This window comes from Geothrix sp. PMB-07 (genome assembly GCF_030758935.1).
Classification (GTDB): domain Bacteria; phylum Acidobacteriota; class Holophagae; order Holophagales; family Holophagaceae; genus Geothrix.
The window spans coordinates 1,335,993-1,360,273 of the sequence record NZ_CP132333.1; the positions used below are offsets into that span (position 1 = coordinate 1,335,993).

Annotated in this window: 22 protein-coding genes; 8 read left to right on the top strand and 14 right to left on the bottom strand. The window is 66.1% G+C overall.

The annotated features are described in order from the left end of the window. Nucleotides 1-16: 16 nt before the first annotated feature. Nucleotides 17-1,375 carry a signal recognition particle protein gene (gene ffh, locus Q9293_RS05860; RefSeq protein WP_306250978.1) on the bottom strand — a complete coding sequence of 453 codons (1,359 nt, stop codon included), beginning with the start codon at nt 1,373-1,375 and terminating at the stop codon, nt 17-19. 415 nt (nt 1,376-1,790) lie between these two features. On the opposite strand from ffh, the gene Q9293_RS05865 reads away from it, so the two are divergent. From Q9293_RS05865 to Q9293_RS05880, 4 genes are all read left to right on the top strand, one after another. Next, nucleotides 1,791-3,800: a thioredoxin domain-containing protein gene (locus tag Q9293_RS05865; RefSeq protein WP_306250980.1), complete on the top strand. Its 2,010-nt coding sequence runs from the start codon at nt 1,791-1,793 to the stop codon at nt 3,798-3,800. A 110-nt stretch (nt 3,801-3,910) separates the two neighbouring features. After that, nucleotides 3,911-5,632, top strand: coding sequence for an NAD-dependent malic enzyme (locus tag Q9293_RS05870; RefSeq protein ID WP_306250983.1), 1,722 nt, complete (start codon nt 3,911-3,913; stop codon nt 5,630-5,632). Nucleotides 5,633-5,888: 256 nt separating this feature from the next. Next, nucleotides 5,889-6,263 carry a BlaI/MecI/CopY family transcriptional regulator gene (locus tag Q9293_RS05875; RefSeq protein WP_306250984.1) on the top strand — a complete coding sequence of 125 codons (375 nt, stop codon included), beginning with the start codon at nt 5,889-5,891 and terminating at the stop codon, nt 6,261-6,263. Beyond that, nucleotides 6,260-7,996 (top strand): transglycosylase SLT domain-containing protein, encoded by a 1,737-nt coding sequence (locus Q9293_RS05880; RefSeq protein WP_306250986.1) that lies wholly within the window; start codon nt 6,260-6,262, stop codon nt 7,994-7,996. Before Q9293_RS05875 ends, Q9293_RS05880 begins: the two co-directional genes overlap by 4 nt. Before the next feature lie 59 nt (nt 7,997-8,055). On the opposite strand, the gene Q9293_RS05885 is transcribed toward Q9293_RS05880, so the two are convergent. The 4 genes from Q9293_RS05885 to Q9293_RS05900 all read right to left on the bottom strand — a co-directional run bounded on the left by Q9293_RS05885 (nt 8,056) and on the right by Q9293_RS05900 (nt 12,207). Next, a complete protein-coding gene (locus tag Q9293_RS05885) occupies nt 8,056-8,256 on the bottom strand; it encodes a hypothetical protein (RefSeq protein WP_306250988.1) in 201 nt (66 codons plus the stop codon). Nucleotides 8,257-8,422: 166 nt separating this feature from the next. Next, nucleotides 8,423-8,920, bottom strand: coding sequence for a crossover junction endodeoxyribonuclease RuvC (gene ruvC, locus Q9293_RS05890; protein WP_306250990.1), 498 nt, complete (start codon nt 8,918-8,920; stop codon nt 8,423-8,425). Then, the gene (locus Q9293_RS05895) at nt 8,917-11,295 is read right to left on the bottom strand and encodes a ribonuclease R family protein (RefSeq protein ID WP_306250992.1); all 2,379 of its coding nucleotides are present in this window, start codon (nt 11,293-11,295) and stop codon (nt 8,917-8,919) included. Before Q9293_RS05895 ends, ruvC begins: the two co-directional genes overlap by 4 nt. A 33-nt stretch (nt 11,296-11,328) precedes the next feature. Further along, nucleotides 11,329-12,207 carry a hypothetical protein gene (locus tag Q9293_RS05900; RefSeq protein WP_306250994.1) on the bottom strand — a complete coding sequence of 293 codons (879 nt, stop codon included), beginning with the start codon at nt 12,205-12,207 and terminating at the stop codon, nt 11,329-11,331. Nucleotides 12,208-12,353: 146 nt separating this feature from the next. On the opposite strand from Q9293_RS05900, the gene Q9293_RS05905 reads away from it, so the two are divergent. Then, complete coding sequence (locus Q9293_RS05905) at nt 12,354-13,337, top strand: glycosyltransferase family 9 protein (RefSeq protein ID WP_306250996.1); 984 nt, start codon at nt 12,354-12,356, stop codon at nt 13,335-13,337. Between the two features lie 4 nt (nt 13,338-13,341). Here the strand turns inward: Q9293_RS05905 and Q9293_RS05910 are convergent, their stop codons facing one another. Continuing rightward, nucleotides 13,342-13,701, bottom strand: a complete 360-nt coding sequence (locus Q9293_RS05910; protein WP_306250998.1) for a cytochrome c3 family protein — start codon at nt 13,699-13,701, stop codon at nt 13,342-13,344. Between the two features lie 280 nt (nt 13,702-13,981). On the opposite strand from Q9293_RS05910, the gene Q9293_RS05915 reads away from it, so the two are divergent. Next, a complete protein-coding gene (locus tag Q9293_RS05915) occupies nt 13,982-14,980 on the top strand; it encodes a PstS family phosphate ABC transporter substrate-binding protein (RefSeq protein ID WP_306251000.1) in 999 nt (332 codons plus the stop codon). Nucleotides 14,981-15,115: 135 nt separating this feature from the next. Here the strand turns inward: Q9293_RS05915 and cysS are convergent, their stop codons facing one another. After that, nucleotides 15,116-16,561 carry a cysteine--tRNA ligase gene (gene cysS / locus Q9293_RS05920; RefSeq protein WP_306251002.1) on the bottom strand — a complete coding sequence of 482 codons (1,446 nt, stop codon included), beginning with the start codon at nt 16,559-16,561 and terminating at the stop codon, nt 15,116-15,118. Nucleotides 16,562-16,619: 58 nt separating this feature from the next. Here cysS and Q9293_RS05925 point away from each other — a divergent pair, with 58 nt between their 5' ends. Then, a complete protein-coding gene (locus Q9293_RS05925) occupies nt 16,620-17,264 on the top strand; it encodes a GAF domain-containing protein (protein WP_306251004.1) in 645 nt (214 codons plus the stop codon). Here the strand turns inward: Q9293_RS05925 and Q9293_RS05930 are convergent. Then, on the bottom strand, nt 17,252-17,695 hold the full coding sequence (locus tag Q9293_RS05930) for a thioesterase family protein (RefSeq protein WP_306251006.1): 444 nt from the start codon (nt 17,693-17,695) through the stop codon (nt 17,252-17,254). The two genes, Q9293_RS05925 and Q9293_RS05930, sit on opposite strands and share 13 nt — an antisense overlap. A 16-nt stretch (nt 17,696-17,711) precedes the next feature. Further along, nucleotides 17,712-18,071 carry a hypothetical protein gene (locus Q9293_RS05935; RefSeq protein ID WP_306251008.1) on the bottom strand — a complete coding sequence of 120 codons (360 nt, stop codon included), beginning with the start codon at nt 18,069-18,071 and terminating at the stop codon, nt 17,712-17,714. A gap of 160 nt (nt 18,072-18,231) precedes the next feature. On the opposite strand from Q9293_RS05935, the gene Q9293_RS05940 reads away from it, so the two are divergent. Then, nucleotides 18,232-18,639 carry a thioredoxin family protein gene (locus tag Q9293_RS05940; protein ID WP_306251010.1) on the top strand — a complete coding sequence of 136 codons (408 nt, stop codon included), beginning with the start codon at nt 18,232-18,234 and terminating at the stop codon, nt 18,637-18,639. A 67-nt stretch (nt 18,640-18,706) separates the two neighbouring features. Here Q9293_RS05940 and Q9293_RS05945 read toward each other — a convergent pair whose 3' ends face one another. The 5 genes from Q9293_RS05945 to Q9293_RS05965 form a co-directional block, all read right to left on the bottom strand. Then, the gene (locus tag Q9293_RS05945) at nt 18,707-20,215 is read right to left on the bottom strand and encodes a tetratricopeptide repeat protein (protein WP_306251012.1); all 1,509 of its coding nucleotides are present in this window, start codon (nt 20,213-20,215) and stop codon (nt 18,707-18,709) included. Beyond that, complete coding sequence (locus tag Q9293_RS05950; RefSeq protein WP_306251014.1) at nt 20,212-21,168, bottom strand: VWA domain-containing protein; 957 nt, start codon at nt 21,166-21,168, stop codon at nt 20,212-20,214. The genes Q9293_RS05945 and Q9293_RS05950 overlap by 4 nt, the downstream gene beginning before the upstream one ends. Further along, the gene (locus Q9293_RS05955) at nt 21,165-21,884 is read right to left on the bottom strand and encodes a hypothetical protein (RefSeq protein WP_306251016.1); all 720 of its coding nucleotides are present in this window, start codon (nt 21,882-21,884) and stop codon (nt 21,165-21,167) included. The genes Q9293_RS05950 and Q9293_RS05955 overlap by 4 nt, the downstream gene beginning before the upstream one ends. 92 nt (nt 21,885-21,976) lie before the next feature. After that, nucleotides 21,977-22,741 (bottom strand): DUF58 domain-containing protein, encoded by a 765-nt coding sequence (locus tag Q9293_RS05960; protein WP_306251018.1) that lies wholly within the window; start codon nt 22,739-22,741, stop codon nt 21,977-21,979. 56 nt (nt 22,742-22,797) lie between these two features. Beyond that, the gene (locus Q9293_RS05965) at nt 22,798-24,231 is read right to left on the bottom strand and encodes a DUF4139 domain-containing protein (RefSeq protein ID WP_306251020.1); all 1,434 of its coding nucleotides are present in this window, start codon (nt 24,229-24,231) and stop codon (nt 22,798-22,800) included. Between the last annotated feature and the right edge of the window lie 50 nt (nt 24,232-24,281).

Here is a 24,281-nt window from a genome sequence, read left to right on the forward strand (position 1 = left end):
GAGGGGTGCATGGAGCCTAGAAGGGCAGGTTGGGATTGCCACCCATTTTGGCCATGCGCTGCATGCGGGCCATGAATTTGGGGTCGTTGAACTGGCCCATCATCTTCTTTGTTTCAGCGAACTGCTTGAGCAGCTGGTTGATCTCGCTGACGGGGCGGCCAGAACCCGCAGCGATGCGGCGCTTGCGCTTGCCATCCAGCAGGTTGTGGTTGGCCCGTTCTGCGGGGGTCATGGAATTGATGATGGCTTCCAGATGCTTGATGCGCTTGTCCGTGGCCACCGTGGCGAGCTGATCCTTGATCTGGCCCATGCCCGGCAGCATGCCCAGGATCTTATTCATGGAGCCCAGCTTCTGCACCTGCTGGAACTGCTTGCGCATGTCCTCCAGTGTGAATTGGTTCTTGGCCAGGCGCTTGGCCATGACCTCGGCTTCCTTCTCGTCGATTTTGTCTTTCGCGTGCTCGATGAGGCTCAGCACGTCGCCCATGCCCAGGATGCGCTGGGCCATGCGGTCGGGATGGAAGCGCTGGAAGTCCTCCAGCTTTTCGCCCTCGCCCACGAACTTCAGGGGCTGGCCCGTGGCCTGCTTGATGCTGAAGGCCGCGCCGCCGCGGGTATCGCCGTCGGTCTTGGTGAGCACCACGCCGGTGATGCCCAGCTTCTCATGGAAGGCCGTCGCGCTGCGGACCGCATCCTGGCCCGTCATGGCGTCGGCCACGAAGAGGATTTCATCGGGCGAGGTGGTCGCCTTGATACGGGCCAGCTCTTCCATCAGGCCTTCATCGAGGTGCAGGCGGCCGGCGGTGTCGAGCACCACCACATCCCAGCCCTTGACCTTCGCCTCGGCGAGTGCCGCGGCGCAGATGGCCACGGGATCCTTCTCTTCGGTGCGGAAGGACGGCACGCCGGCATCCTTGGCCACCACGTGCAGCTGCTCGATGGCCGCGGGGCGGTAGACGTCCGCGGGCACCAGCAGGGGGGAGCGGCCCAGCTTCTTGAGGAACACCGCCAGCTTGCCGCAGCTGGTGGTCTTGCCCGCGCCCTGGAGGCCCACCATCATCACCACGGTGGGCGGCTTCGAGGCGAAGGCGATGGGGTGCTCGGGCGCCTGCCCGCCCATGATCTCCACCAGTTCCTTGTGGACGATGTCGATGAACGCCTGGGTGGGGTTGAGGCCCTGCATGACCTCGGTACCCAGCGCCTTCTCCTTCACCCGCTGCAGGAAGGTGCGGGCTACGCTCACATGGACGTCGGCCTCCAGCAGGGCCATGCGCACTTCGCGGAGCACTGCTTCGAGGTTGGATTCCGTCAGCTTGGATTGGCCCCGGAGGGCCTTCATGGCCTGGCTGAGTTTCTGGGTAAGGCTGTCGAACATGGGACCCCGGCTTGGACCAAAAGCCCATTCTACCGGGCTAGGAGCCTGTCCAAGTCATCGATAGGGGCTGCATTGACGACAAAGGGCCTCCAGGCACGGAGGCGGGCGCAGGGCGGTGCGGGCACACCGTTCAAGCACGCCGACAAAGCATGGGGGCCCTTTGCCGCCAACCCTCCGGGCTGGGGCGGCAGCCGTCGGGATGCGGCGTCAGGCTCCTCGACCTTGGAACCGCCAGATTTCAGTTCGTCTCGCGTATCGGCGAAGCCGATACCGAGAAGGCCTTCGTCGTCTTCCTGGCCTCCCTCGGCTGGCGCCCCAGTGCAGCCCCCACCCATGACTTGGAAAGGCTCCCGGCCCTTTCTCCTGTCTGGAAAGGGAAGCTGGGGCATAATCCTGACCACCGGAGTCGGAATTCATGACCAACCATTTGGCCCACAGCCTCAGCCCCTACCTGCTTCAGCACGCGCACAACCCTGTGGATTGGCACCCCTGGGGCGAAGAGGCCCTCGCCAAAGCCAAGGCGGAGCAGAAGCCCATCTTCCTCAGCATCGGTTACAGCGCCTGTCACTGGTGCCATGTCATGGAGCGCGAGAGCTTCGAGAATTTCGCCGTGGCCGAGGTGTTGAACCGCCACTTCGTGAGCATCAAGGTCGACCGGGAGGAGCGGCCCGATCTGGACGACCTCTACATGGATGCCGTGCAAACCCTCACAGGGCGCGGCGGCTGGCCCATGAGCGTGTGGCTCACGCCGGACCTGGAGCCTTTTTATGGCGGCACCTACTTCCCGCCGGAACCGCGGGGGGGCATGCCCGGCTTCGTGCCTTTGCTGACGCGCATCGCGGAGCTTTGGGAAAGGGATCGGGCTGGATTATTGGACCAGGCCAACCAGCTCACCGCTGAACTGCGGAAGCAGGCCGAAGTGGAAGCGGGTCGCCAGGTTCCCGAAGCCCCCCTGTTCGAGGCAGTCCTGGCCCAGTTGCGACGCAGCTTCGATGCCCGTTGGGGCGGCTTTGGTGGTGCGCCGAAATTCCCCCAGCACATGGCCATTGAATTGATCCTGGCCCGGGGCACTGCGCAGGACCAGGCCATGGCCATCCGCACCCTCGACGCCATGTGGGAGGGCGGCATGTACGACCACTTGGGCGGCGGCTTCGCCCGCTACAGCGTGGACGGCCAATGGCTGGTGCCCCACTTCGAGAAGATGCTTTACGACAACGCGCAGCTGGCCTGCTGCTACTTGGCGGCCTACCAGGCCACGGGTGAGGAACGCTACGCCCAGGTCGCTCGCGAAACCCTCGACTACCTGCTGCGCGACCTGGGCGATGCCGGGGGCGGCTTCCATTCCAGCGAGGATGCCGACAGTGAAGGCGAAGAGGGGAAGTTCTACGTCTTCACTCCCGCCGATGTCCAAGAAGCCCTGGGAGAAGCCGATGCGGCGCGGTTCTGCCGCGCCTACGGCATCAGCGAGGGGGGCAACTTCGAGCATGGACAGAGCGTGGTCCATCGCTTCTCCTGCCCCGAAGGCGCTGCCCTGGCGCCGGGGGACGACCGTGCGTTGCGAGAGGCGTTGAGGCTCTGGCGCAATCGCCGGGTAAGGCCCGGCAAGGATGACAAGGTGCTGGCTTCCTGGAACGGGCTGGCCCTCTCCGCCATGGCCCGGGGTTTCCAGGTGCTGGGCGACACCCGCTACCTAGAGGCGGCCCAGGCCTGCGCAGCCTTCCTGCGCCGGGAACTCTGGCAGGGCGGTCGGTTGTTACGGGTCTGGCGCCAGGGCCGAGCTCACACCGAGGGCTTTCTGGAGGATCACGCGGCCGTGCTGGAGGGTTTGGTGGACCTTTTCGAATCGGACTTCGATGCGACGTGGCTCAACTGGGCAGAAGCCCTGGGCGAGGCCCTGCTGGCGCGCTTCCACGATGCGGCGGAGGGCGGCTTCTTCAGCACGGAGGCCCATCAGGGGGACCTGCTCTTCCGGTTGAAGCCGGGCTTCGACAACGCCATTCCCAGTGGCAACACCCTGGCGGCCCGCGGCTTGCTGCGGTTGTCCCGCCACTTGGAGCGGGAGGATTTCCGGGTGGCCGGCGAAGGCGCCCTGCGTTGCTTTGGTCCCTGGATGGAGCGGGCACCGCGGGCCTTCCTGGGGATGCTGAATGCCCTGGATCTGCTCTTGCGCGAGCGGCTGGACGTGGCCCTCTCAGGCCAGCCCACGGACCCGGCCATTCGCGAGATGCTGAATGAGGTGCATCGGCGCTTCCTGCCGGGCCGGGTCCTGTCTGTGTCCGCCGATCAGTTGCTTCCTTTGCACGAAGGGCGGGGCGCCACCGGCAAGGTCATGGCCTTCGTGTGTCGCGGCAACGCCTGCGCGCCGCCGGTAACCTCTGCTTCCGCGCTGGCAGCATTGCTTCAGGTGAATGCCGCGACAGTGTGATCCATTCGTTGTCGTGACGTGAGTAAACTGATCCCGAACGCGTGCCGAAGGGATGTTGGAACCTGCCTGGGATTCCACCCACGAATGACGCGGCAGGTAAGGGAGCGGCCATGAAGACGTTTGGGTTCAAGATCGACCCATTGACCGGCGAGGACTACTACGAGGTCTACATCCGCGGCCGCCAGCTGCTGAACGATTCACACCTGAACAAGGCCTCGGCCTTCCAGAAGGAGGAACGGCTCAGCCTCGGCATTGACGGGATGCTGAGATCGGGCGTGTCCACGCTGGACTCGCAGGCCGACCGGGCCTATGAGGCCTTCCTCCGCAAGCCCGATGACCTCGAGAAATACATCTACTTGGCCGGGCTCCAGGACCGCAACGAGACGCTGTTCTACCGGCTGCTGCTGGATCACCTCGAAGAAATGGTGCCCATCGTCTACACGCCCACCGTGGGCCAGGCCTGCCTCCAGATGAGCCACATCCAGCGGCGCTACCGGGGCATCTACATCACGCCCGATAACATCGCCAACATCGATCAGATCTTCCAGAGCCTTTCCCAACCCCAGGTGAACCTCATCGTGGTCACCGACGGTGAGCGCATCCTGGGCCTGGGCGATCTGGGCTCCGATGGCATGGGCATTCCCGTGGGCAAGGTGAGCCTCTATGTGGCCGCTGGCGGTGTGCATCCCGCGGTGTGCCTGCCCATGTGCCTCGATGTGGGCACCAACAACCCCCGCCTGCTGGAAGACCCTCTGTACCTGGGCATCCGCAAGCCCCGCCTGCGCGGCGCCGAATACGAGGAACTGGTGGAGAAGTTCATCCTGGGCGTGAAGCGCAATTTCCCGGGGGCGCTGCTGCAGTGGGAGGATTTCGCCAAGCAGACCGCCTTCAAGAACCTCGACCGCTACCGTGAGCGGATCCTCTCCTTCAACGACGACATCCAGGGCACAGGCTCCACCGCGCTGGCGGCCCTGATGACCGCCATGCGCATCAAGCAGAGCCGGTTCCAGGACGAGCGCTACGTCATCGTGGGCATGGGTCAGGCGGGCACGGGCATCGCCATGAACATCCGCACGATGCTGCTGGAGGAGGGCCTGTCCGACGAGGAAGCGCGCAAGCGCATCTTTGCCGTGGACATGCAGGGCCTGCTGCTGGAGGGGGATCCCCTGCTCGAAGGCCCCCAGGAGCCCCTGGCCCAGCGCCGGGCCTGGGTGGAGGGCTGGCAGTTGGACGACGCCACCCGCATCGGCCTGCAGGACGTGGTCCGCAACGCCCATCCCACCGTGCTCATCGGCGTCACGGCCCAGCCGGGGCTCTTCAGCGAGGCCATCCTGGCGGAAACCGCCAAGCACTCGGCGCGGCCCATCGTCTTGGCCCTGTCCAACCCCACCCACAAATGCGAGTGCTCACCCGAGGCTGTGTGGAAGGCCACGGATGGCAAGGGCCTGGTGGCCACGGGCAGCCCCTTCGAGCCCATGGACTGGAAGGGCCGCACCCTGCAGGCTTCCCAGTGCAACAACATGTACATCTTCCCGGGGGTGGGCCTCGGCGCCCTCGTCTGCAAGGCCAGCCGTGTCACGGATGGCATGTTCCTGGCTGCGAGCCGGGCCATCAGCGCCTTCGTGACTCCCGAGCAGGAAGCCATGGGGCTCCTGCTGCCCGAGATGAAGGACATCCGCCAGGTCTCGGCCTCTGTGGCCAAGGCCGTGGGCATCGAGGCCCGTGATGCGGGTCTGGGCCGCCTGTTGGATGATGACCAGCTGGAAGCTGTGGTGGCCAAGGCTCAGTGGAGACCCGCCTACGCCTCCTATCGACCCGGGGTTCCCCGCTAGGGATGGATTCGCCCTTTTTCTCCTTGTGAGTGGGCTCCCGGAGCCTAGCCTGGGGAGTGGGAAGAGTGTCTCTTCCTCCCGCGGGGCGACCGTTTTCGCCAGCCCCTTCCGGCCCGAACCTGTTGTGGCCGAGACTTCTGGGCACCCTTCGGGGTGCCCTTTGTTGTTCGGGCGGAAACTTGGCTTGAAGAAATTCAAGTTGACAGGTCGAAATATCTACACAATATTGTCTACATCTTCTTGTGTAGGAACTCCCGTGACCCGTCTCCAGAAGCCCACCGAGGTTGAACTGAAATTCCTCCGCATCCTTTGGGAGCTGGGACCAGCCACGGTCAAGGATGTCCACGTCCATCTGAACCACCGTGAGGACTACGCCTACACCGGAGTGCTCCGCATGCTTCAGGTGATGTTGGAAAAGGGGCTGGTGACCCGCGATGAAAGCGCACGAAGCCATGTCTACGCGGCAGCCCACAGCCGAACGGCCATGGAGGGCGGCCTGGTGGCCGACCTGACCGAGCGGCTCTTTGGAGGTTCCGCCGCCGATCTGGTGCTGGCAGCGCTGCGCTCCGGGAAGGTCAGCGCGGAGGAGAAGGCCCGCATCCGCGCGGCGCTGGGGAAGGAGAAGCCGTGAGCGCGCTTATCCAGCTTCTGGGCTGGGCGCTGCTGCATGCCCTTTGGCAGGGCTGCCTCCTCGCCCTGCTGGCGGCCTTTTGCGGCCTCTTCCTGGTTGGCTCCCACCGGTACCGCCTGCATGGCTTGGTGCTGGGCCTCTGCCTGATCCTGCCCGCGGCCACGGCCTGGCATTTTCACCGACCTGCGCCCGCGGGCATGGGCGCGACGCTGCGGGAAGAAGCAGCGATCGACCTCCCGCAGCCCCGGCCGGAGCTGACTGGTGCCGTCGCCCGGCCGCTGCTGGAGCGGCTGGAGGCCTCCCTGCAGCCCCACCTGCCACGCCTGGTGGCCCTGTGGGCCGTGGGGGCAAGCCTCATGGCGCTGCGACTGGGCGGAGGCCTCGCCCTCAGTCTGCGCTGGAAGCGGCAGGGCAATCCGGCCCCAGGGGATTGGCAGGCGACGATGGATCGGCTGGCACGCCGCATGGGGCTGCGGCGGAAGGTCCCCCTGCTCTTGGCCAGAAAGGGGAATACGCCGTTCTCCCTGGGGCTGTGGAAGCCCGTGGTGCTGTTTCCGGCAGTTCTGTTCACCACCCTGCCGCCGGATCACCTGGAAGCGCTGCTGGCTCACGAACTGGCCCATGTGCACCGGCTGGATTACCTCAGCAACCTCTTGCAGGGCGTGGTGGAGACCCTGCTTTTCTTTCACCCAGCGGTGTGGTGGCTTTCGGCCCGGATTCGCGTCGAGCGGGAAGAGCTGGCCGATGACCTCGCAGCCCGGAGCCTCGGAAATCCCCGGTGCCTGGCCCTGGCTCTGAATGCCTTGGATGACCTCCAGACTGACCTTTCCCGCCCTTTGTTTCCGGCCCTGGCGGCCCGAGGAGGACACTTGCTCCACCGCATCGAACGTCTGCTTTCCCCCAAGCCCTGGGCCGGATCTTCCTGGGGTTGGCTCTCCTTCCTGGTGATTCCCGGGCTGGTGTTGGCTTTGCGAGCCTCGATTCCCGAACAGCCACCCATCGCCGCACCCGCCGATCTGGTGGCGCAAATCGACGCCCTTGCGGCTCAGGAAGGCCTGGATCCCCAGCTGCTCCGCAGCATGGCCTGGGTGGAAAGCGGCTTCAATGCCAAGGCGAGAAGTTCCCAAGGGGCGATGGGGGTGTTGCAGGTGATGCCGCAGACGGCCCAGGCCCATGGGGCCAAGGATTTGAACGATCCGGCCCAGGTGATGGCCGCGGGCGCGAAATACTTGCGCTTCCTGTTGGACCGCTACCAGGGAGATCTTCAGAAGGCCGTGGCCGCCTACAACTGCGGCGAACAGGCCCTGGAGGAAGGACGCATCAGTGAGGAGGCCACCCGCTACAGAGCCCTGGTGCTGGATGTATTCAAAGCGAAGGCCGTACAGCCAGAGGCGCCGCTTGGAGAGGGGGAGGTCCAGGGGTATCTGCGACGGGTTGGAGGGGACCTTCAGGTTCAGCTTCGCATCCGCCACCGTGGCAGCCTGATTGTGGACCTCTTGTCTGAGAACCATTCCCTTGGGGCAGTGCGCATTGGAACCACGGATCCGGAAGGTGCCTCATCTGCAAGTGCCTGGGTGGAATCTCGGCCCAACATCCGGATTCAGGCCCCCAAGCCTGAGGGCCTGCTGAAGATCCGGGTGGAAGACGGCGGGGGCAGGAGGGGCGAGGTGGTGCTCCGGGCCGATGGGCCATGGAATACCTTTGACTTCCAAACGAAATGGACCAAACCCTAGGTTGCTCCGTACGCAGAGAGGCCCGGCCAAGGCCGGGCCTCTCTGCATGCTGGAAAGACTTAGGCCGCGACGACGCGACGGCTGCGGTGCATCACTTCGGCTTCGAGTTCGGCTTCCAGAGCCTGCACCTGGCGGAGCACGGCGAGGCCGCGGGGGGAGCTGCTCATCTGGCGCTCCAACTGATTGAACACTTCATGCAACCGCTCGGCGGTGGTCCAGAACGCAGGGTTGTGCTGACGCGCTGCGGTATCCATGTGCATGTCGGCTCCGTGGCTTCCTGGACAACATCATCGTGTTTGGCGATGACTTAGGCTAGTGATAGGCATCACAAGAAATGTCACGAGTTACGGGGATATTTGTCATGGCCGTCATGACAAATGCCAAAGCCCTTGAAAAACCTGACATCAAGGGGGTCTATAGGTCCGGTCAGGCCCTTCGGCTGGCCAGCAGATGACCGATGGCCACCGCCGCTGCATCGGCCGCGTCCGCGGCCAGGGGTTCCTTCAGGTTCAGCAGGGTCATCACCATCTTCCCCACCTGGCCCTTGTCGGCCCAGCCGTAGCCACTGACAGCCTTCTTCACCTGCATGGGGTTGTAGTCCCCCACGGGCAGCCCGTGCAGGGCCGCGCTGAGCAGGATGCCCCCGCGGATCTGGCCCAGCTTGAGGGCTGTGGCGGCGTTCTTTTCAACGAAGGGCGATTCCACCGCCATGAAACCCGGATGGTGGGCCGCAATGGCTTCGGCCAGCCGCTCGTGGATCCGCAGGATGCGCTGGTCGAAATCGGCGCCCCTGGGGCTGCGGATGACCCCGGCCTCCACCAGGCTCATCCGTGAACCGAAGCGCTCCACCACGGCCCAGCCGCAGGCCAGGGAGCCCGGATCCACGCCCAGGCAACGCACCGGGGCCGGAGGAACCACGATCATCGGGCCTTCCGCTTGCCGGGGCCCCTGACGCTGCCCTTGGGGGGCTTGGGGTGGGCTTCGCGGGACTTGCCGCTGGCCTCCCGGGCTTTCTTGGGAGGGCGGCCCTTCGGTGCAGATTCCCGGCGCCCTCGTTCGCCACCCGTTCTCGAGTCACGCCGGGCCCTGGGCTTCTCCAGATCGCCTTCTTTCAGGACGGCGGGCGCCGCCAGGGTCGGCACGAACTGGAACGCCTTCCCATGGGCATCCTGGGCCTTGGCCTCGGTGATCCAGGCGCTCACGCGGCGGAGGTTCTCATCCACCGTGGTGATCTCGACTTCCACGCCATCGCCGATGGTGAGGACCACGGTGCCGCGCAGACCCGTGGCCTTGGTGCGGTGTTCATCCACCCAGAAATCGCCCCCGAGGGCAGCCAGGGGTACGCCCACCTCCACGAAGGGGGCATCCAGGGTCACGAACACCACCTTGGCGGAATAGCCCTGGATGCGCCCCCTGAAGCGTTGGCCGATGCGCTCTTTCATCAGGAGGCAGGCTTTCCATTTGTCGTTTTCTCGCTCAGCCTCGGTCGCCTTCTGCTCGCAGTCGCTGGCGCCTTTGGCCAGCACGGCGAGGTGGCTGTGCAGGCCCTCGGGCAGGGGCCGGCCCCGCAGCACCTGGCGGAGCAGGCGATGGACGATGAGATCCGGGTAGCGGCGGATGGGGCTGGTGAAGTGCAGGTAGTCCTGCAGCGCCAGGCCCGAGTGGCCGATGTTGTCGACGTTGTATTCAGCCTTTTTCAGGCTGCGCAGCAACAGCGTGTTGATCATGGCCTCGAGCGGCCCGCCGCGGATCTTGTCGAGCATGGCGTTGAGATGCTCGGGAGTGGGCAATTCCTTGGGCTTGAGCAGGCCGAAAGTGCGAGCCACGTCGGCGAACACCTCGAGCTTGAGGGCGTCCGGCTCATCGTGGATGCGGTAGATGGCGGGGATTTTCTTCCGCGTGAAGAAGCGGGCCACGGTTTCGTTGGCCAACAGCATGAACTCTTCGATCATGCGGTGGGCGTCGTGGCGCGGGTAGCGGCGGGCATCGATGGGACGGCCCTCTTCATCGAAGATGAACTCGGCCTCTTCGGTATCCAGGTTCATGGCGCCTCGGCCCAGACGAATTTGCGTGAGTCGGCGGGAGAGCACCAGGGCCTCGTCCAGCATGGCGCAGAGGGGATCGCCCAGCTCAGCGCGCTTGCGCTTGGAGAGGTCGATGCACGCTTCCTTCACTTCGTCGTAGGTGAGCCGCTTGGCGCTGCGGATGACGCTCTCTGACAGTCGAGTCTCCACGACTTCCAGCTCGGGCGAGAGGGTCATCCAGGCGGTCATGGTGAGGCGATCCACGCCTTCCCTCAGGCTGCAGAGGTCGCCGCTGAGCCGCTCCGGGATCATGGGGATGGCCTCATCCGGGAAGTAGACGGAGGTGCCGCGCAGGCGGGCCTCCTCGTCCAGCGGGCCGCCCTCGGCCACGTAGTGGCTCACGTCGGCGATGTGGACGCCCAGCAGCCAGCCGCCACCTTCCGTTTTGGGAAGGGCTTCGAGGCTGATGGCATCGTCGAAATCCTTGGCGGTGGGCGGATCCACGGTACAGGTGAGGGTCTCCCGAAGATCCTCACGCGGCCAGTCCTTTGGCCGCGCCCTTTGGGCCGAACCTTCGGCTCGATGGGCCTCCGCTCCTGCTTCGGCCTCTCGTCCCTGGAGCCACTCCGCAGGAATGCTCGTGGGGAAGGGGGCCAGTTCCTTCATCACCGCGTCGGGGAATTCGGTGCGCAGGTTGAAGAGGGCCGCCGTGAGCTTGTTCTCGATCTTCAGGTCGGTCCTCTTGCCCAGGCGGGCGACCACGGTGCCCCGCAACTGCTTAGCCTCGGGATCGGCATCCAGCTTGACGCTGACCAGCTCGCCATCCTCGGCAAGGTCCGTGGGCGGGACGGAGATGAGCTGGGCCAGGCGCGGCTCCAGGGGCACCACCCGCCAGCCCCAGGGCTGCTTCTGCAGGGTGCCGGGCAGGGGGACTTCGCCCCGGCCCTTGATCTCCAGCACCCGCGCCTTCAGGCGGCCGTCCCAGCCTTCGCCGCTGACTTCAGCCACCACTCGATCGCCATGGATGGCGCCATGGGCATCCCGCCAGTCCACGAACAGGTCCATGCGGGGGCCTTTCGGGGCGCCCACCACGCGGAGGAAGCCGCCCGCACCTTCGGGATGTCCCAGGAAGGTGGCTTCAAAGCTTTCGTACGGCCGAAGCCCCAGGCCCTGAGATGGAGCGGCCTGGGGCTTCGGGGCTTGGTTTGAGGTCCGGCGGTCAGGGGTGCGTGACGGAGCGCGGACGGGAATGCGGGGGGCTGAGCGGCGGGCCATGCCTTCAGGGTACAGGCCCGGGAGCGATTCGGCCTACTTTCCCTTTTTGGCAGGTTTGGCGGGGCCGGCAGCGGCCTTGCCATTCAGGACGTCGAGCTGGTGCTGGACCTTCTTGCTGTCGGGGTCGATGGTCGCGAGGCGATAGAGCCACCGGGCCTTGCCCGCTCGGTCGCCCTGGGCTTCCAGGTAGGCGGCGCTGGACACAACCGCCTCCACCCACTTGAGCTTGTCGCCCTTGCCGGCCTTGTATTCCTCCACCTGGTCGGCCTCGCCCTTGAGCTTGTCCTCCATGACTTTCACCAGGGGATCGTAGGCCTCACTCTCACGCTTGGTCACGTCGATGTAGGTCTGGAAGAACTTCACCCACTTGGCACTGTCGACCACTTCCTTTTCCACGCCCAGAGCGAGATCCAGCTCCTGGCGTTCGCCGGGATCCAGCACACTCTTGGCTTTCAGCTCCTTGATGCGGTCCGCGTTCTCTTCCAGCACCTGCTTGGCCCGGACGCCTGACTGGGAGTAGTAGGTGACCGTCTGGGCGAAGGGTTCCTTGACGCCCGCATAGGCTTCCTGGGCCAGGGATTTGGCGGTCTTGGCATATTCCAGCGCCTTTTCCCATGCGCCTGCAGAATCGGCGGTCTCAGCGGCGAGGCGCAGGGCTTCGGCCATCTCGAGATTGGCCGTGCAGCTCTGCACCAGCGTGGTGTTGTCCTTTTTGTCGAAGGTGGGCCGGGCCGCAGGCACCAACGCCTCGGCGCGCTTGTAGGCCTCGGGGTATTTGAGTTCGGCGAGCAGTTGCTCGATGGCCGGGCGCTCGGCCTTGACCCGCTCACCCAGCGATGGCGCCGGTGCCGGGGCCTGGGCGACGAGGGCCGCGGGCAGCAGGAAGAGGGAAAGGAAGGCGGTTTTGCGCATCGTTTCGACCAGTGATGAGAAGGGAGAAGTCCCCGGGGGAGCCCCCATTGTTTCCGGGTTTCGCTTCCTTTGGCTAGCCCCGACCCGGTGAGGGGAAGCACAACCGGTCCGGGGGCTTCCTTGGGCATGGCAGGTAGCATGAGGACATGGACCTGGTTCTGCTCCGCCTCTCCGCTCTGGGTGACATCCTCCGGGTGATGCCGGCCTGGGGCAACCTGCATCATGCCTTCCCCGCAGCCCGCTTGCGTGCGGTCGTGGAGGATCGGCACGCCTTCCTGCTGGAGCCCCTCCCCTGGCTGGAACCGGTGGTGGTGCGCCGGAAGCGCTTGTCCAACCCCTTGTCGGCGCTCGGCGAATTGAAACGGGTGGCTGGATTGCTCCGGGGGGCAGAGGTCAGCCTGGATTTCCACGGCATCCTGAAGGCCGCCCTGATTCCCCGAATGGCGGGCATCTCTGAGCGCTGGGGTGATGGCGTCACCAAGGAATTCGCTGGATCGCTGCAGACCCAGCCGCTGCCCTTCCGGCACCAGACCCGCTATGACCAGGCCCTCGGGCTGGCGGAGGCTTTCGGGCGCAAGCACGGGGCGGAGGGCCTGGGCCGCTTCCGTCCGGTCCTGAGCGACGTTGCTTTGCCCAATCCCGGCGCCATCTGGACTCAGAGTGTGAAGCCGAGGGTCGTGCTGGTGCCAGGGGCCTCGCGTCGCGGGGCGATCAAGCGCTGGCCCCTGACCCACTGGCTGTCCTTGGTGGAACGCCTGAAACAGCGGTGTGAGCTTCGCTGGTCGCTGGGGCCTGAGGAGGAAGAACTACGAGGTTGGCTGCCGGAGGCCACGGGGGTCGAAGCCCTCCCGAGGCTAGGATTCTGGCAGCTGGCCGCGGCCCTGCGACAGGCGGACCAAGTGATCGCGCCGGACACGGGGCTGTTGCACCTGGCTGTGGTGCTGGGCGTTCCCGCCCTGGGGATCTATGGCTCCAGCGATCCGGTGGTGGCCGGACTGCCCGATGGGTCGGGTCGGGTGCTTCGCACAGGAATTGGCTGCTCGCCCTGCCGGGAGCGGGCCTGCCAGCGGCGGCAGTGCATGGAGGAACTGCTTCCAGAGCAGGTGGCCGCGGCCCTGATCGGGGGCTGAACCTTCAGGGGATCTTGAACTTGTACTTCCCCTCGTGGCATTCGAGGCACTTCACCACCGGGGGGCGATGCTGGCGGTGGCATTCGGTGCAGGGGATCTCGCCCTTGTGGGAGTCGTGGGGGTTGGGCTTTACATCCTTGGTGACCACCTTCATGGCGGGGTAGTCGCCGTGGCAGGTCATGCAGGATTCAGAAGGCACCGCCTTCTTGGTGGGCTTCTCCTCCTGGTGGCAGTCGAAGCAATGGACGCCTGCCTTCGCATGATGGGCCGGCAGGCTGACGCCCTTCGGTTCCTGGGCGGGAGAGGGCAGTGCCAGCAAGATCATGAGCAAGAGGGCGAACGTTCGGATCGGAGCAGGTTTCATGGCGCATCCCGGAGAGGGTTTCGTTGAGTCGATCGAAGGATCCTTCAGTCTAGCGGTTTGAATCAGGAGTCACCTTCGCCCATCCATTGGCCGACAAGAATGGGAGGCCTCGGCCCGGAACCCGTGACCTGAATCACGATTGTGAGGATGGACGCAAGCGGGTGGCGGGCAAATAGAGGATCATGACCGGTTGGGAATTTATGCTTTCACCCATGGATCTTCCAGGTGGTATTCCCGCTCCGCTTTCGTCAAGCCCTGAGTTCAATTGAGAGGATGCGTCATGAATAGGATTCCCGCACACCTGTTTTCAGGGGTGATACTGGCCGCCGGGATGATTGCCCAGGGAGGTCTCTGGGCCCAGACCGCGCAGGTTCGCGCGAAGGTTCCAGCCGCCATTCCCCCCTATCAGGCCCAAGCGGTCGTGAAGGGGACGTTTGAACTCCTGGGAACCGATGCCCTTTCCGATCTGGGCGATGAATGGGCTGCCTCGCTCCGGAAGGTCCACCCAGAGGCCAACCTGGTCTTCAAATCCAAGCTCACCAAGGAGGCCGTGGCGGCCTTCATGGAGGGGACGAACCTGCTCATCATCACCGCCCGGGAATTCACGGCCGAGGAGGGCAAGGCCTTCCAGACCAAGTACGGCTACATGCCCATGCGCATCCCCATCTGCCTGGATGCGAACATCGTGTTCGTCCACAAGAACAACCCTCTCACCTCCATCTCCATGGAGCAGCTGGACGCCATTTATTCCAAGTCCCGCCTAGGTGGTGCGAAGACGGCAGCCCTGGTCTGGGGCGACCTGGGGCTTCGGGGCGAGTGGGCCAAGCTGCCCATCCACGCCTATGCGCGGGCCGAGGGCACGGCGACTCGGTCTTCCTTCGCTGAAAAGGCGTTGCTCAATGGCGAGTACCGGGCCGGCATCCTGGACCGGAATGATGCCTCCGCCTTGGCCGAGGCAGTCATGACCGATCCTGCTGGCATCGCCTTCGGCACCATGTCGTCCTGGTACTTCGCGAACAAGGTGCTGCCCGTGACGCCCTACCACGGAGAGGATGCGCGGTTCCCCAACCAGGACAACGTCACCACCAGCAAATACCCCATGCCACGCCTGTACTACGCCTACCTCAACCGCGCCCCGGGCGCAGCCCTGCCGCCGGCGGTCAACGAGGTCATCCACTTCCTGCTCAGTCGCGAGGGGCAGACTGCCGTAGCGGATGCTGGCCTCCTGCCTGGCCCTCCCGAGTTCATCACCATCGCCCTGAAGCGGCTTAGCCGCTAAGGGTGATGCGCTCCGTTCTCCGGGGGGTTCCGCGCTGCGCGCACACCCCCGGACCCCCGCGCCCGCCTCGGCCAAGCCGATGGCGGGCTTTCCTTTCTGGGGGGTCCGCGCTGCGCACACCCCAGGCAGCATCACTCACCCCTTGCGCCAGCCCACGGTGCCGTCTTTGCGATCCTCGAGGATGATGCCCATGGCCTTGAGCTGATCGCGCACGCGGTCGGCTTCGGCCCAGTTCTTTCCGGCCTTGGCGGCGCGGCGGGCTTCGATGAGGGCTTCCACCTCGACATCCAGGCTGGCCTCCTCGCGCGGCCAGGCCTGGAAGATGCCGTTGGTTTCCTCCAGGAAGGCCAGCACCGCATCCCGTTCTTCCCGGGTGAGCGCCGTGTGATCATCCTGGGCGTTGAGGTCGCTGATGAGGGTGAAGATCGCCGCCAGGGCCTCGGGCGTGTTCAAGTCATCGGCCATGGCCGCCCAGAAGGCTTCACGGGCCTGCTCCAAGCGACTGAAGGGATCCAGGGCTTCCTTCCAGGGGCCGCTTCCTGACTGGCCTTCCCCTTCCATGCGCTTGCGGAAGGCCCGGATGCGCTTGAGTGAATTTTCCGCAGCCCGCAGGCCCTCGAAGCTGAAGTTGAGCACCTTGCGGTAGTGGTTGCTCTGGATGGCGTAGCGCAGGGCGATGGGATCCACGCCCTTGGCGATGAGGTCGCGCAGGGTAAAGAAGTTGCCCAGGCTCTTGGACATCTTCTGGCCTTCCACCAACAGGAACTCGCCATGCACCCAGTGGTTCACCCACGGGTGCCCCAGGCAGCCTTCGCTCTGGGCGATCTCGTTTTCGTGGTGCGGAAAGATCAGATCCACCCCGCCACTGTGGATGTCCATGCGCTCACCCAGCAGTTCCATGCCCATGGCGGAGCATTCGATGTGCCATCCAGGCCGCCCCTGGCCCCAGGGGCTGTCCCACCAGGGCTCACCGGGCTTGGCGGACTTCCAGAGCACGAAATCCGTCACCGAATCCCGCTCGTATTCGTCGGCATCCACCGAAGCACCCACCTGCATGCCTTCACGGTCGAGGTGCGCCAGACAGCCGTACTGGGGCAGCCCGGAAATGCGGTAGTAGACGCTGCCCTCCCGGGCATAGGCCAGACCCTTGGCCTCCAGATCCTGGATGAGGCGGATCATCTGGGGGATGTAGGCGGTGGCTCGGGGCAGGAAGTTCGCCGGGAGCACCCGCAGCGTGGCGAGGTCTTCCAGGAAGATGGCGGTGAAGCGCTCCGTCAGGGCCGCCATGGCTGCGTGGCGAGCCTCGTTGGTGGCATCGGGGGGCAGCCCGCCCTGGGAATCGCGGATGATCTTATCCTCAACGTCGGTGATGTTCATGCAATGCCGCACCCGAAGGCCAGCGCCCAGGAAGGTGCGTTTGAGCAGATCCTGGAAAAGAAAGGTCCGCAGGTTGCCGATATGGGCGTAGTTGTAAACCGTAGGCCCGCAGGTGTACAAGGAGAGCTGTCCATCCACCAGGGGAACCACAGGCTCGACCCGCCGTGACAGGGTGTTGAACAGGGAGAGGGTTCGCTGCTTCATCTTCATGGTTCTAGGAAACCATCATTTTGCCTTCCATCCAAAGCCCCCAGGTGTCTTCATGAGCCTCTTCGGTGCCCGAAAGCACGAACAGTCCCTCGCTGAGCGCGATGAGCAGCTGCAGAAGCTGGAGGTTGACTGCCTGGCCCTGCAGGGCCGCCTGGAGGAAACCCAGGAACTGGTCCGGCACCTGGATGAGGATCGGGACCTCCTGCTGAGCGCCCTGGAGCGCCTGCACCCGGGGGATTCCGCCGAAGTGCTGGCTCAGACCCTCCTGGAGGTGACCTTCAAACCCATGGGGCTGGCCTGCTTCTTTCTGGCGCTGGCGGACTGGGACCAGGATCTGCTCCAGTTCGTGCTGTACCAGGAAGGGGGGAGGGCCCGAAACCATCCCTCCCGCAGGCTTTCGGATCGGGCAGGGCTTTCCGAGCGGGTGCTTTCCGGGCGTCGTTCCATCTACATCCGCACCATGGAGGAGGGTCATGCGGCCGGGAGTTTCCTCACCGCTGCGGAGCAGGCCACGGGCCTCATCCCTCACTCCTGGTACGGCGTGCCGCTGGGCCATGGACCCCGGCCCATCGGGGTGGTCAGTTTCCAGAGTTTCCAGACCGATGCCTTCAGTGACAGCCGACGTCGGGTCATGGATGCCCTGGCAGGGCTGCTCTCCACCTGCCTGGAAGCTCGCGCTTCTGCTCAGGAACCCTGAATCAGGGCCAGCAGGTCATCCGGCAGAACCCGGGCGCGGTTGTCCGATCCTGCCGCCAGGTGGATGCTTTCGCCTTCGGCCAGCAGGACGCCGTCGCGTTCGATGCGATAGCCGAAGGTCACGCGGCGCCTCCCCGTTTCCTTGAGGAAGGTGCGCACCTGCACCAGCTCGTCGTAATAAGCCGGCGCCCGGAACTTCACCCGGATTTCGTTGACCACCAGCCGCACGCCTCGGGCCTCCCACTCCGCGTAGCTTTGTCCCAGCTCCCGCAGGAAATCGCTGCGTCCCAGCTCCATCCACACCGGGTAGGTCGCGTGGTGGACGATGCCCATGGCATCGGTTTCGGCGTAGCGGACTCGAAGTTCGGTGAGCGATTCCATGCCTTGAGCGTACACGAAGAGGCCCCGCCGAAGCGGGGCCTGATGAGCCACGGACCGGAGCTCCCGGTTACTCGATGGTGACGCGGACGTGATCGCCCTTGTCCGTGGTGATCTCCAAGAGCAGGTCACCGGCCTTGGCATCGGTGAGCAGCTTGATGAGCTGTTCAGGCTTCATGCCCTTCTTGGTTTCGCCGTTGACCTTGATTTCCCCTTCACCGGCCATGTCCAGGACGCCCTTGGCAAGGCTGATGGGCATGCGCACGTGCACTTCGGTGGGGCCCTCTTCGCTCTTGGCCTCACCCTTCTGCCGGTGATGGTGGTTGAAGGACTTGGAGACGATGTCGACCTTGATGAACCGCGCACTCTGCGCGGCCAGAGGAAGGCTGAGGCTGGCCGCCAGGGCCAGCGGGATCATGATGGCGCGCATGGGCGGCCTCCTTGGGTGGTTGGGGTTCGGCACTCGCCGGATTGCATGGGATTACGGGCCTCTTGGACCGCGGATTAGCCGGGTATTCTGGACCGGTCACAGAACCCCCTCGGTCCCCATCCAAACCCTGTGCGGCCGCCGCCGCCACTGGAGCCCGCCCATGAAATCCATCGCTGCCCTGCTGCTTCTCGCCGCGCCCCTGTTCGCCCAGGGCGCCACCAAGTGGGAACACGACTATCAGTCCGCCCTGAAACGGGCCAAGGCCGAGAACAAGGTCATCTTCATGGATCTCTGGACCGAATGGTGCGGCCCCTGCCAGCACCTCCAGAAGAATGTCTTCCCCACCGCCGAAGCCACCGCAGCCCTGGCCAAGGTGGTGCCCTTCTCCTCCCTGGTGCAGAAGAAGGACGGCACCCCCGTCGCTGAAGGCACCAAGCTGGCGGAGCAGTTCCAGCTCAACGCCTTCCCCACCCTCGTGATTCTGGATGCCGACGGCAAGGAACTGCGCCGCCAGGTGGGTGCCTTCCGCAGCGGTGCGGAATTCGCCGCCTGGTTGAACGCCAAGTAGTCAGCCTTCGCCTTCCCATTCAGGAAGCGGCGGCCATGGGCCGCCGCTTCTCATGGATCAACAGCCATCACAGATCCTTCACCCCGGCGGGTGATCGAGGCGGCTTGGGCAGGCGCTGCTTGAGGCCTTCCAGCTCATCCTGCTGCGCGCCCATGCTGGGGCGCGGCGGGGGTGGCGGAGGGGGCTTCTTGGGGTTGGGGGGGGGCGGTGGCGTGGTGTCCTTTACCAACGTTTGAAGATCATGGGTGGCCTCGGGCTGCCCTGGCTGTTCCAGCAGCAGGCGCTCCAGCAGGGCGCGGGCCTCTTCCGGGCGCTTGGCCTCCAGGTGGGCCCGGGCCGCCAGCAGCAGGGCGGGTGCGCGCCAGGCTGGAATGGGCCGAGGCGTGCCCTGGCCGGCCAGGGCGGAGAGCGCCTTCAGCGCATCCTCCGGGAAGCCCGTGCGCAGATCGATCTGCGCGGCCAGCAGCGCGTGCGCAGGCTTGGCGTCGCGCGGGCGCCAGCGCCGGGCCGCGGCCAAGTTGCCCTCCTCCAGGGCCCGCTGAGCCAGCCAGGCCTTGACGCTGGGCGGAGCCCAGGGCTCAGAGCCTTGGGCGGAGAGAGGAGCCATCGTCAGAGCGACCAGCAACACCAACAATGGACGCCAGCGGGTGAGGGGTTTGCCTGAGAAGAGCAGCCAGAGGGCCAGCCCGGCCAGGGCCAGCCAGGCACCAACCTCGGGGTGGGCGGGTTGGAGCGAGCGACGCGCGGGCAGGGGCAGTTTTCCCGCCGCCAAAGCCTGAAGACCCGCCGCAGCCGCCTCGCCATCCTGGAAAACCTGGCCACCAGTGGCTTCGGCCAGCTGCGTCAGGAACTCAGGGTGGGCGGTGCTCCGGGCCGGTTCGGCCGTTGAAGCCGTGGCGCCTTCCCGAAGGGGCACCGCATGGGCCTGGCCATCCCCGAAGGCCATCACGCAGACAGGGATGCGGGCCTTCTTGAGGGGCGCGACAGCCCGGGCCAGGGCTTCCTCGGGGGCCTCCCAGGTTTCCTCGCCGTCGCTGAGCAGGAGGATCACGGCGGGCAGATCGCGGTCCACCTGGGCGGCCAGCTGAGGCAGGCCGCGGCCCAGGCTGGTGCCGGGGGAGCCCACCTCGCCGGGCAGGGCGGCCCTGAGGGCCTCGCGCAGCAGCGTGCGGTCCTCGCCGGGAGGCTGCACCGGAATGTCGTCGCCGGTGAGGAAATCGAGGCCCCAGCGGATGCCGGGTTGGGGCCTCGACCAGATGCGATCCAGGGCGGTCACCGCGGCTTCCCAGCGGCTGCGGCCCTGGGCATCGGGCACGGCCATGGAGCGGCTGGCATCCAGCGCCACGTGCACGGTGAGGCGTGGAAACTCGGGAAAGCCCCAACGGGGCTCGGCCAGGCCCAGGCCCAGTCCCGCGGCCATGAGCGCCAAGCCCAGCCCCTGCCATAGAGGACGCTGACCCACCACCTGCACGCCCTGACCGGGCCGCAGGTGGGCGCGGAGCGCCAACGCCAGAATGATCAGGATGGCCGCAGCCGTGGGGATCAGGGCCCAGGGATGGGAGAAGGGCAGCTTCATGAGGCCACCACCCAATCTGGTCGCCGCTTTCCGCGTTTGAAGGCCAGATCCACCATCAAAGGCAGCGTCAACAGGGCCGCGGCCAGCAGGAACCAGCGGGCCAGGGGACGGCCTTCGCTGGGAGGATCCACGGGAAGCAAGGTTTTCTCGAGGCGATCTACAGACGTGAGGCTGCGCTCCAGGCCGGTGGGATCTTCTGCGCCGAAGGACTCGCCCCCGGTGAGGTGGGCCACCTGTTGGAGGCTGGCGTGATCCACCTCCACATGCAGGCGGGCGAAGCCGCCGCCATCCAGGGGCACCAGGCTTTCACCGTTGGTGCCGATGGCCACGGCATGGATGCGGATGCCCTGGCGGCGGGCCTCTTCGGCGGCTTCCATGGCGGTCACCCGGCCCCGATTCTCCACGCCATCGGTGAGGAGCAGAATGACGCGGCTGCGGGCGGGGCTTTCCTCAAGGCGGCGCACGGCGGTCATGAGGGCCGAGCCGATGGCCGTGCCATCGTCTCGGCTGTCGATGTCGAGCCGGGCCAGCATGCCCAGGAGGCGCTGGTGATCGGCGGTGAGGGGGCTGAGGGTCACGGGGTGGGCGCTGAAGAGGATGAGGGCGAAGCGATCCTCTGGCCGACGCAGGACGAACTGTGCCAAGGTGCGCCGGGCGGCGTGCCAACGATCTTCGTCAGGCCGATCGAGAATGCGCATGCTGCTGCTGCCATCCAGCACCACGGCGAAGTCCACCACGGGGGCCGCGCCGCGCACGGCTGTGCGCCATTCTGGGCCGGTGGCGGCCAGACCGAGGATCATCGCCACCAGGATGGGCAGCCAGCGGGAGCTGAGTCGGCCCAGGCGGCTGGAAGGCCGGGAGGAGGGAATGCCCCAGCGGTAGCTCACGCGCCAGGCCCAGAGCACCAGGGGCACTGCCGCCAGCAGGAGCAGGGGATGGCGCAGCGCGATCATCGCGGGCCCTCCACATCGCCTCGCGCATCAAGCGCAGCCACCAGGTGCGTCGTGGCCGGGAAGGGGGGCTCGGTCTGACCGAAGCGGGCGGCATCCAGGCTTTTCACCCATTGATCCCAGGGGCTCAGGTTGTGGGCCTCCAGTTCCGCGGGCCCCCAGGCCCGGGCAGCATCGCCAAACCGGGCGGCCAGCAGGTTGCGCCCATGATTGTGGGCCGCATCCAGGGAGAGCCGGTCCCGGTGGGCTGGCGGCCATTGATGCTGGAAGGCGTGGATGGCTTTGGCCAGGTGGCGCTGGCGAGAACCCTTCCGCCAGCGGTGGAGGATCCAGCCCACCAGGGCCAGCGCGGGCAACAGCAGCAGGCTGGCCCAGGCCCAGGGGAAGGGGATGGCGGGCAGCAGATCCTCGTTGCCGCCCCCGAAACCCACCCAGGGACCGCCGTAGGGAATGGTGCGCGGCACCTGGATCCGCAGTTCCGGGCTGCGCTGGCCGTTGCCCAGATCCAAGGCGGGCACCACGGCAAGGCCAGGCTCCAGGGCCTGCACCTGGAAGCGCCAACCGCGCCCATCGGGCAGGGGCTCTAGGGCCCGCAGGCGCAGGGGCCCCAGGCGATCTTCCACCGAGGGCCTGGGCGGCGCGGCCTTGGCGGGATCGTCTTCGCGGAGTTCAAGCACGTGCAGCTCACCGAGCTTCAACTGGGTCGGCGCCTTCCACACGGGGGCTGCATTCAATATGAGCCCGGTCGCAGCTAGAACCGCAGCGCTGCGCCATGGCGACGCAGGCCTGTGCTGCCATCCCCGGGCCATGCTCATGCGCCACCGGCCCGCAGCCAGCCGTTGAGCTTCACCACGGGATCCTCCATGAGGCTCCAGTCCAGCCTTTCGATGGCGGAGGTGAAGCCCGGGTCGGGCCACGTCATGCCGCGCCGCTTCTGAACTTCCAGGGGGCGGAACCACACGAGCCGGTGCCGCGTGGCCAGGGGTTTCAACAGAGGTGCGAGGCCCTGCAATCCTGCGCCGTTGCTCAGCAGCCAAAGGCGGTGCCCCTTGCCGTGCTCGCCCCAATGGCCCAGCGCCTCCCGCCAGGAAGCCTCGGTGGGAATGGAAGGGCCGCGTTCAGCCAGGGTCTCCAGGATGCGCAGGCCATGGATGCGACCGCGCTTGGGGGCGATGCGCAGAGCGGGTGTGCGGCCATCACCGGGGACGATGAGACCCAGGCGATCCCCGGTGGCCTGTAACGTGGCCGCGGCGGCCCCGCAGAGCTCCAGAGCCCAGCGCAGGGGCGAAACCGGATCGCCCAGGAACATGGAGGGCGAGGGATCCACAACCAGCCAGAGAACCAGATCACGGCTGCTCTCGAAGCGCTTCATGATGGGCTCGCCCGTGCGCGCCGTCAGAGGCCAGTTGATGAAGCGCGGATCATCGCCGGGCACGTAGGGGCGGTTCTCCACGAAGGTGAGGCCCGCGCCTTTGAATTTGGAGGGATGCAACCCTTCCGTGCCCCCGCCCAGGCGCCCCCGCAACCGCAACGGCAGGCGTCGCAGGCGGGCGAGGAAGCGGGCGGGCAGGGGCATGGGGGTTCAGTATGGCGCAGGTGCTCCGCCTTCAGGCTGAAGACCTCGGCGTGTTCTTACCACTTCACCCGGACGCGGTAGGTCAGGGTGGCGCTGCCTTCGGCGGGGATGGTGACCTTGAAGCGGGCTGTCCCGGCGGCCTCCTTGGTATGGGGCTGACTGCTCTGCAGCATCTCCCAGTCGCCGGGCAGGGGCTCGAGGAGGTTCACGGTGACGGGTTCCTTCTTGGCGTTCTTCAGCTCCACCTCGAAGGCGGACTCGTGCACGTAGCCGTACTTGCCCTGGCGGCCCAGGCTCTTGTAGTCGGTCTGCTTGCGCTTGGCGGTGACATCGAAGGCATCCCCCAGCTTGAGGCGCACCAGCTCGTTCTTGGGCGTGTGATCCACGTTGTCTTCGCCCACGAACTGGGCGCGGCCCTCGCTGTCGCGCTTGTAGACGCGGATGATGCCCTTGGGCAGGGGCATGCCCAGGCGGCTGGATTCCTTATTGTCGAACTCGACGAAGACGCCCACCTTCTGCTTCTCGCCCAGGTCGCCGTAGCTGCCGGAGTAGTAGTAGTTCTGTCCCTGCAGCAGGTATTCCTTGCGCACGGGCACGGAGCCCGCGCTCAGCAGGGCCACCTGCTTGGTCTGGTTCACGGCCAGGGTGGTGGGGCGGTCCAGGGTGTAGAGGTGGTATTCGAAGAGACTCTCTTCGGCCATCTTCGGGGCGGGCGCGGCCTTGGCCACGGCGCCTGCGGCCAGGTAGGCCACGCTTTCGGTTCGCTGGTCCCTGGCCCGGTTCACATCGCCCGCGACGAGCTGCAGGGTGGCGTTGGGATAGGCGGCGCCGCTCTGGTTGGTGAGGGTCACCCAGCCGCTGAGATCGAGGGTCTTCTCGTCCGAGGACAGGTTGGCCACATAGTCGGCCCGCCAGGAGAGGCCCCCGGTGAGGTAGCTCAGCTCCAGCTGCTGGGGCTTCTCCACGCCGCTGTTGAGGCTGATGACCAGGGTGGGCCGGGCCCGCAGGTTGCCCGGCACCTTGGGGAAGACCAGGCGGCCGGGGATGCTCGTTTCGATGCGGTCGGCGAACTGCAGCACGGTGCCGTTGTTGGTGGCCAGCACCGTGGCCTCCTCGCGCACCTCCTTGCTGCCTGCGCCGTCGGCGTTGGGAACGCTGCGCACCACGGTCACCTTCTCGCCCACGTACTTCTCCAGCAGCTTCTGGGGTGTGAGCAGGTCGAAGTCGAAGTTCTGCTCCGCGACCCAGAAGTCCTTGGGCGCCGTGAGGCTGCGCAGCAGGGCCGTCTCGGGCCGGATATTGGCCGACACTTCTTGGAAAGCCAGCCGCGCCTCGCCCTTGGGCAGCCGCACCTCCCGCGTGTCCTTCACCAGGGCCAGGTTGTCGTTGTAGATCGTCACCGCCAGGGCCTTCTGATCCTTCAGGGTGGTGGAGGATTCCTGGGCAACCAGGAGCGAGGGCAGGGCGGCGAGAAGCAGGGTGGGGCGCATGGAACCTCCGATGGGGTGGTGGGCAGGATACCTACCCGATACCTGGTGAT

Coding starts and splice junctions, on each gene's coding strand:
- ffh (WP_306250978.1), bottom strand. CDS start 1,375: ATGTTCGACAGCCTTACCCAGAAACTCAGCCAGGCCATGAAGGCCCTC.
- Q9293_RS05865 (WP_306250980.1), top strand. CDS start 1,791: ATGACCAACCATTTGGCCCACAGCCTCAGCCCCTACCTGCTTCAGCAC.
- Q9293_RS05870 (WP_306250983.1), top strand. CDS start 3,911: ATGAAGACGTTTGGGTTCAAGATCGACCCATTGACCGGCGAGGACTAC.
- Q9293_RS05885 (WP_306250988.1), bottom strand. CDS start 8,256: ATGCACATGGATACCGCAGCGCGTCAGCACAACCCTGCGTTCTGGACC.
- ruvC (WP_306250990.1), bottom strand. CDS start 8,920: ATGATCGTGGTTCCTCCGGCCCCGGTGCGTTGCCTGGGCGTGGATCCG.
- Q9293_RS05895 (WP_306250992.1), bottom strand. CDS start 11,295: ATGGCCCGCCGCTCAGCCCCCCGCATTCCCGTCCGCGCTCCGTCACGC.
- Q9293_RS05900 (WP_306250994.1), bottom strand. CDS start 12,207: ATGCGCAAAACCGCCTTCCTTTCCCTCTTCCTGCTGCCCGCGGCCCTC.
- Q9293_RS05905 (WP_306250996.1), top strand. CDS start 12,354: ATGGACCTGGTTCTGCTCCGCCTCTCCGCTCTGGGTGACATCCTCCGG.
- Q9293_RS05910 (WP_306250998.1), bottom strand. CDS start 13,701: ATGAAACCTGCTCCGATCCGAACGTTCGCCCTCTTGCTCATGATCTTG.
- Q9293_RS05915 (WP_306251000.1), top strand. CDS start 13,982: ATGAATAGGATTCCCGCACACCTGTTTTCAGGGGTGATACTGGCCGCC.
- cysS (WP_306251002.1), bottom strand. CDS start 16,561: ATGAAGCAGCGAACCCTCTCCCTGTTCAACACCCTGTCACGGCGGGTC.
- Q9293_RS05925 (WP_306251004.1), top strand. CDS start 16,620: ATGAGCCTCTTCGGTGCCCGAAAGCACGAACAGTCCCTCGCTGAGCGC.
- Q9293_RS05935 (WP_306251008.1), bottom strand. CDS start 18,071: ATGCGCGCCATCATGATCCCGCTGGCCCTGGCGGCCAGCCTCAGCCTT.
- Q9293_RS05940 (WP_306251010.1), top strand. CDS start 18,232: ATGAAATCCATCGCTGCCCTGCTGCTTCTCGCCGCGCCCCTGTTCGCC.
- Q9293_RS05945 (WP_306251012.1), bottom strand. CDS start 20,215: ATGAAGCTGCCCTTCTCCCATCCCTGGGCCCTGATCCCCACGGCTGCG.
- Q9293_RS05950 (WP_306251014.1), bottom strand. CDS start 21,168: ATGATCGCGCTGCGCCATCCCCTGCTCCTGCTGGCGGCAGTGCCCCTG.
- Q9293_RS05960 (WP_306251018.1), bottom strand. CDS start 22,741: ATGCCCCTGCCCGCCCGCTTCCTCGCCCGCCTGCGACGCCTGCCGTTG.
- Q9293_RS05965 (WP_306251020.1), bottom strand. CDS start 24,231: ATGCGCCCCACCCTGCTTCTCGCCGCCCTGCCCTCGCTCCTGGTTGCC.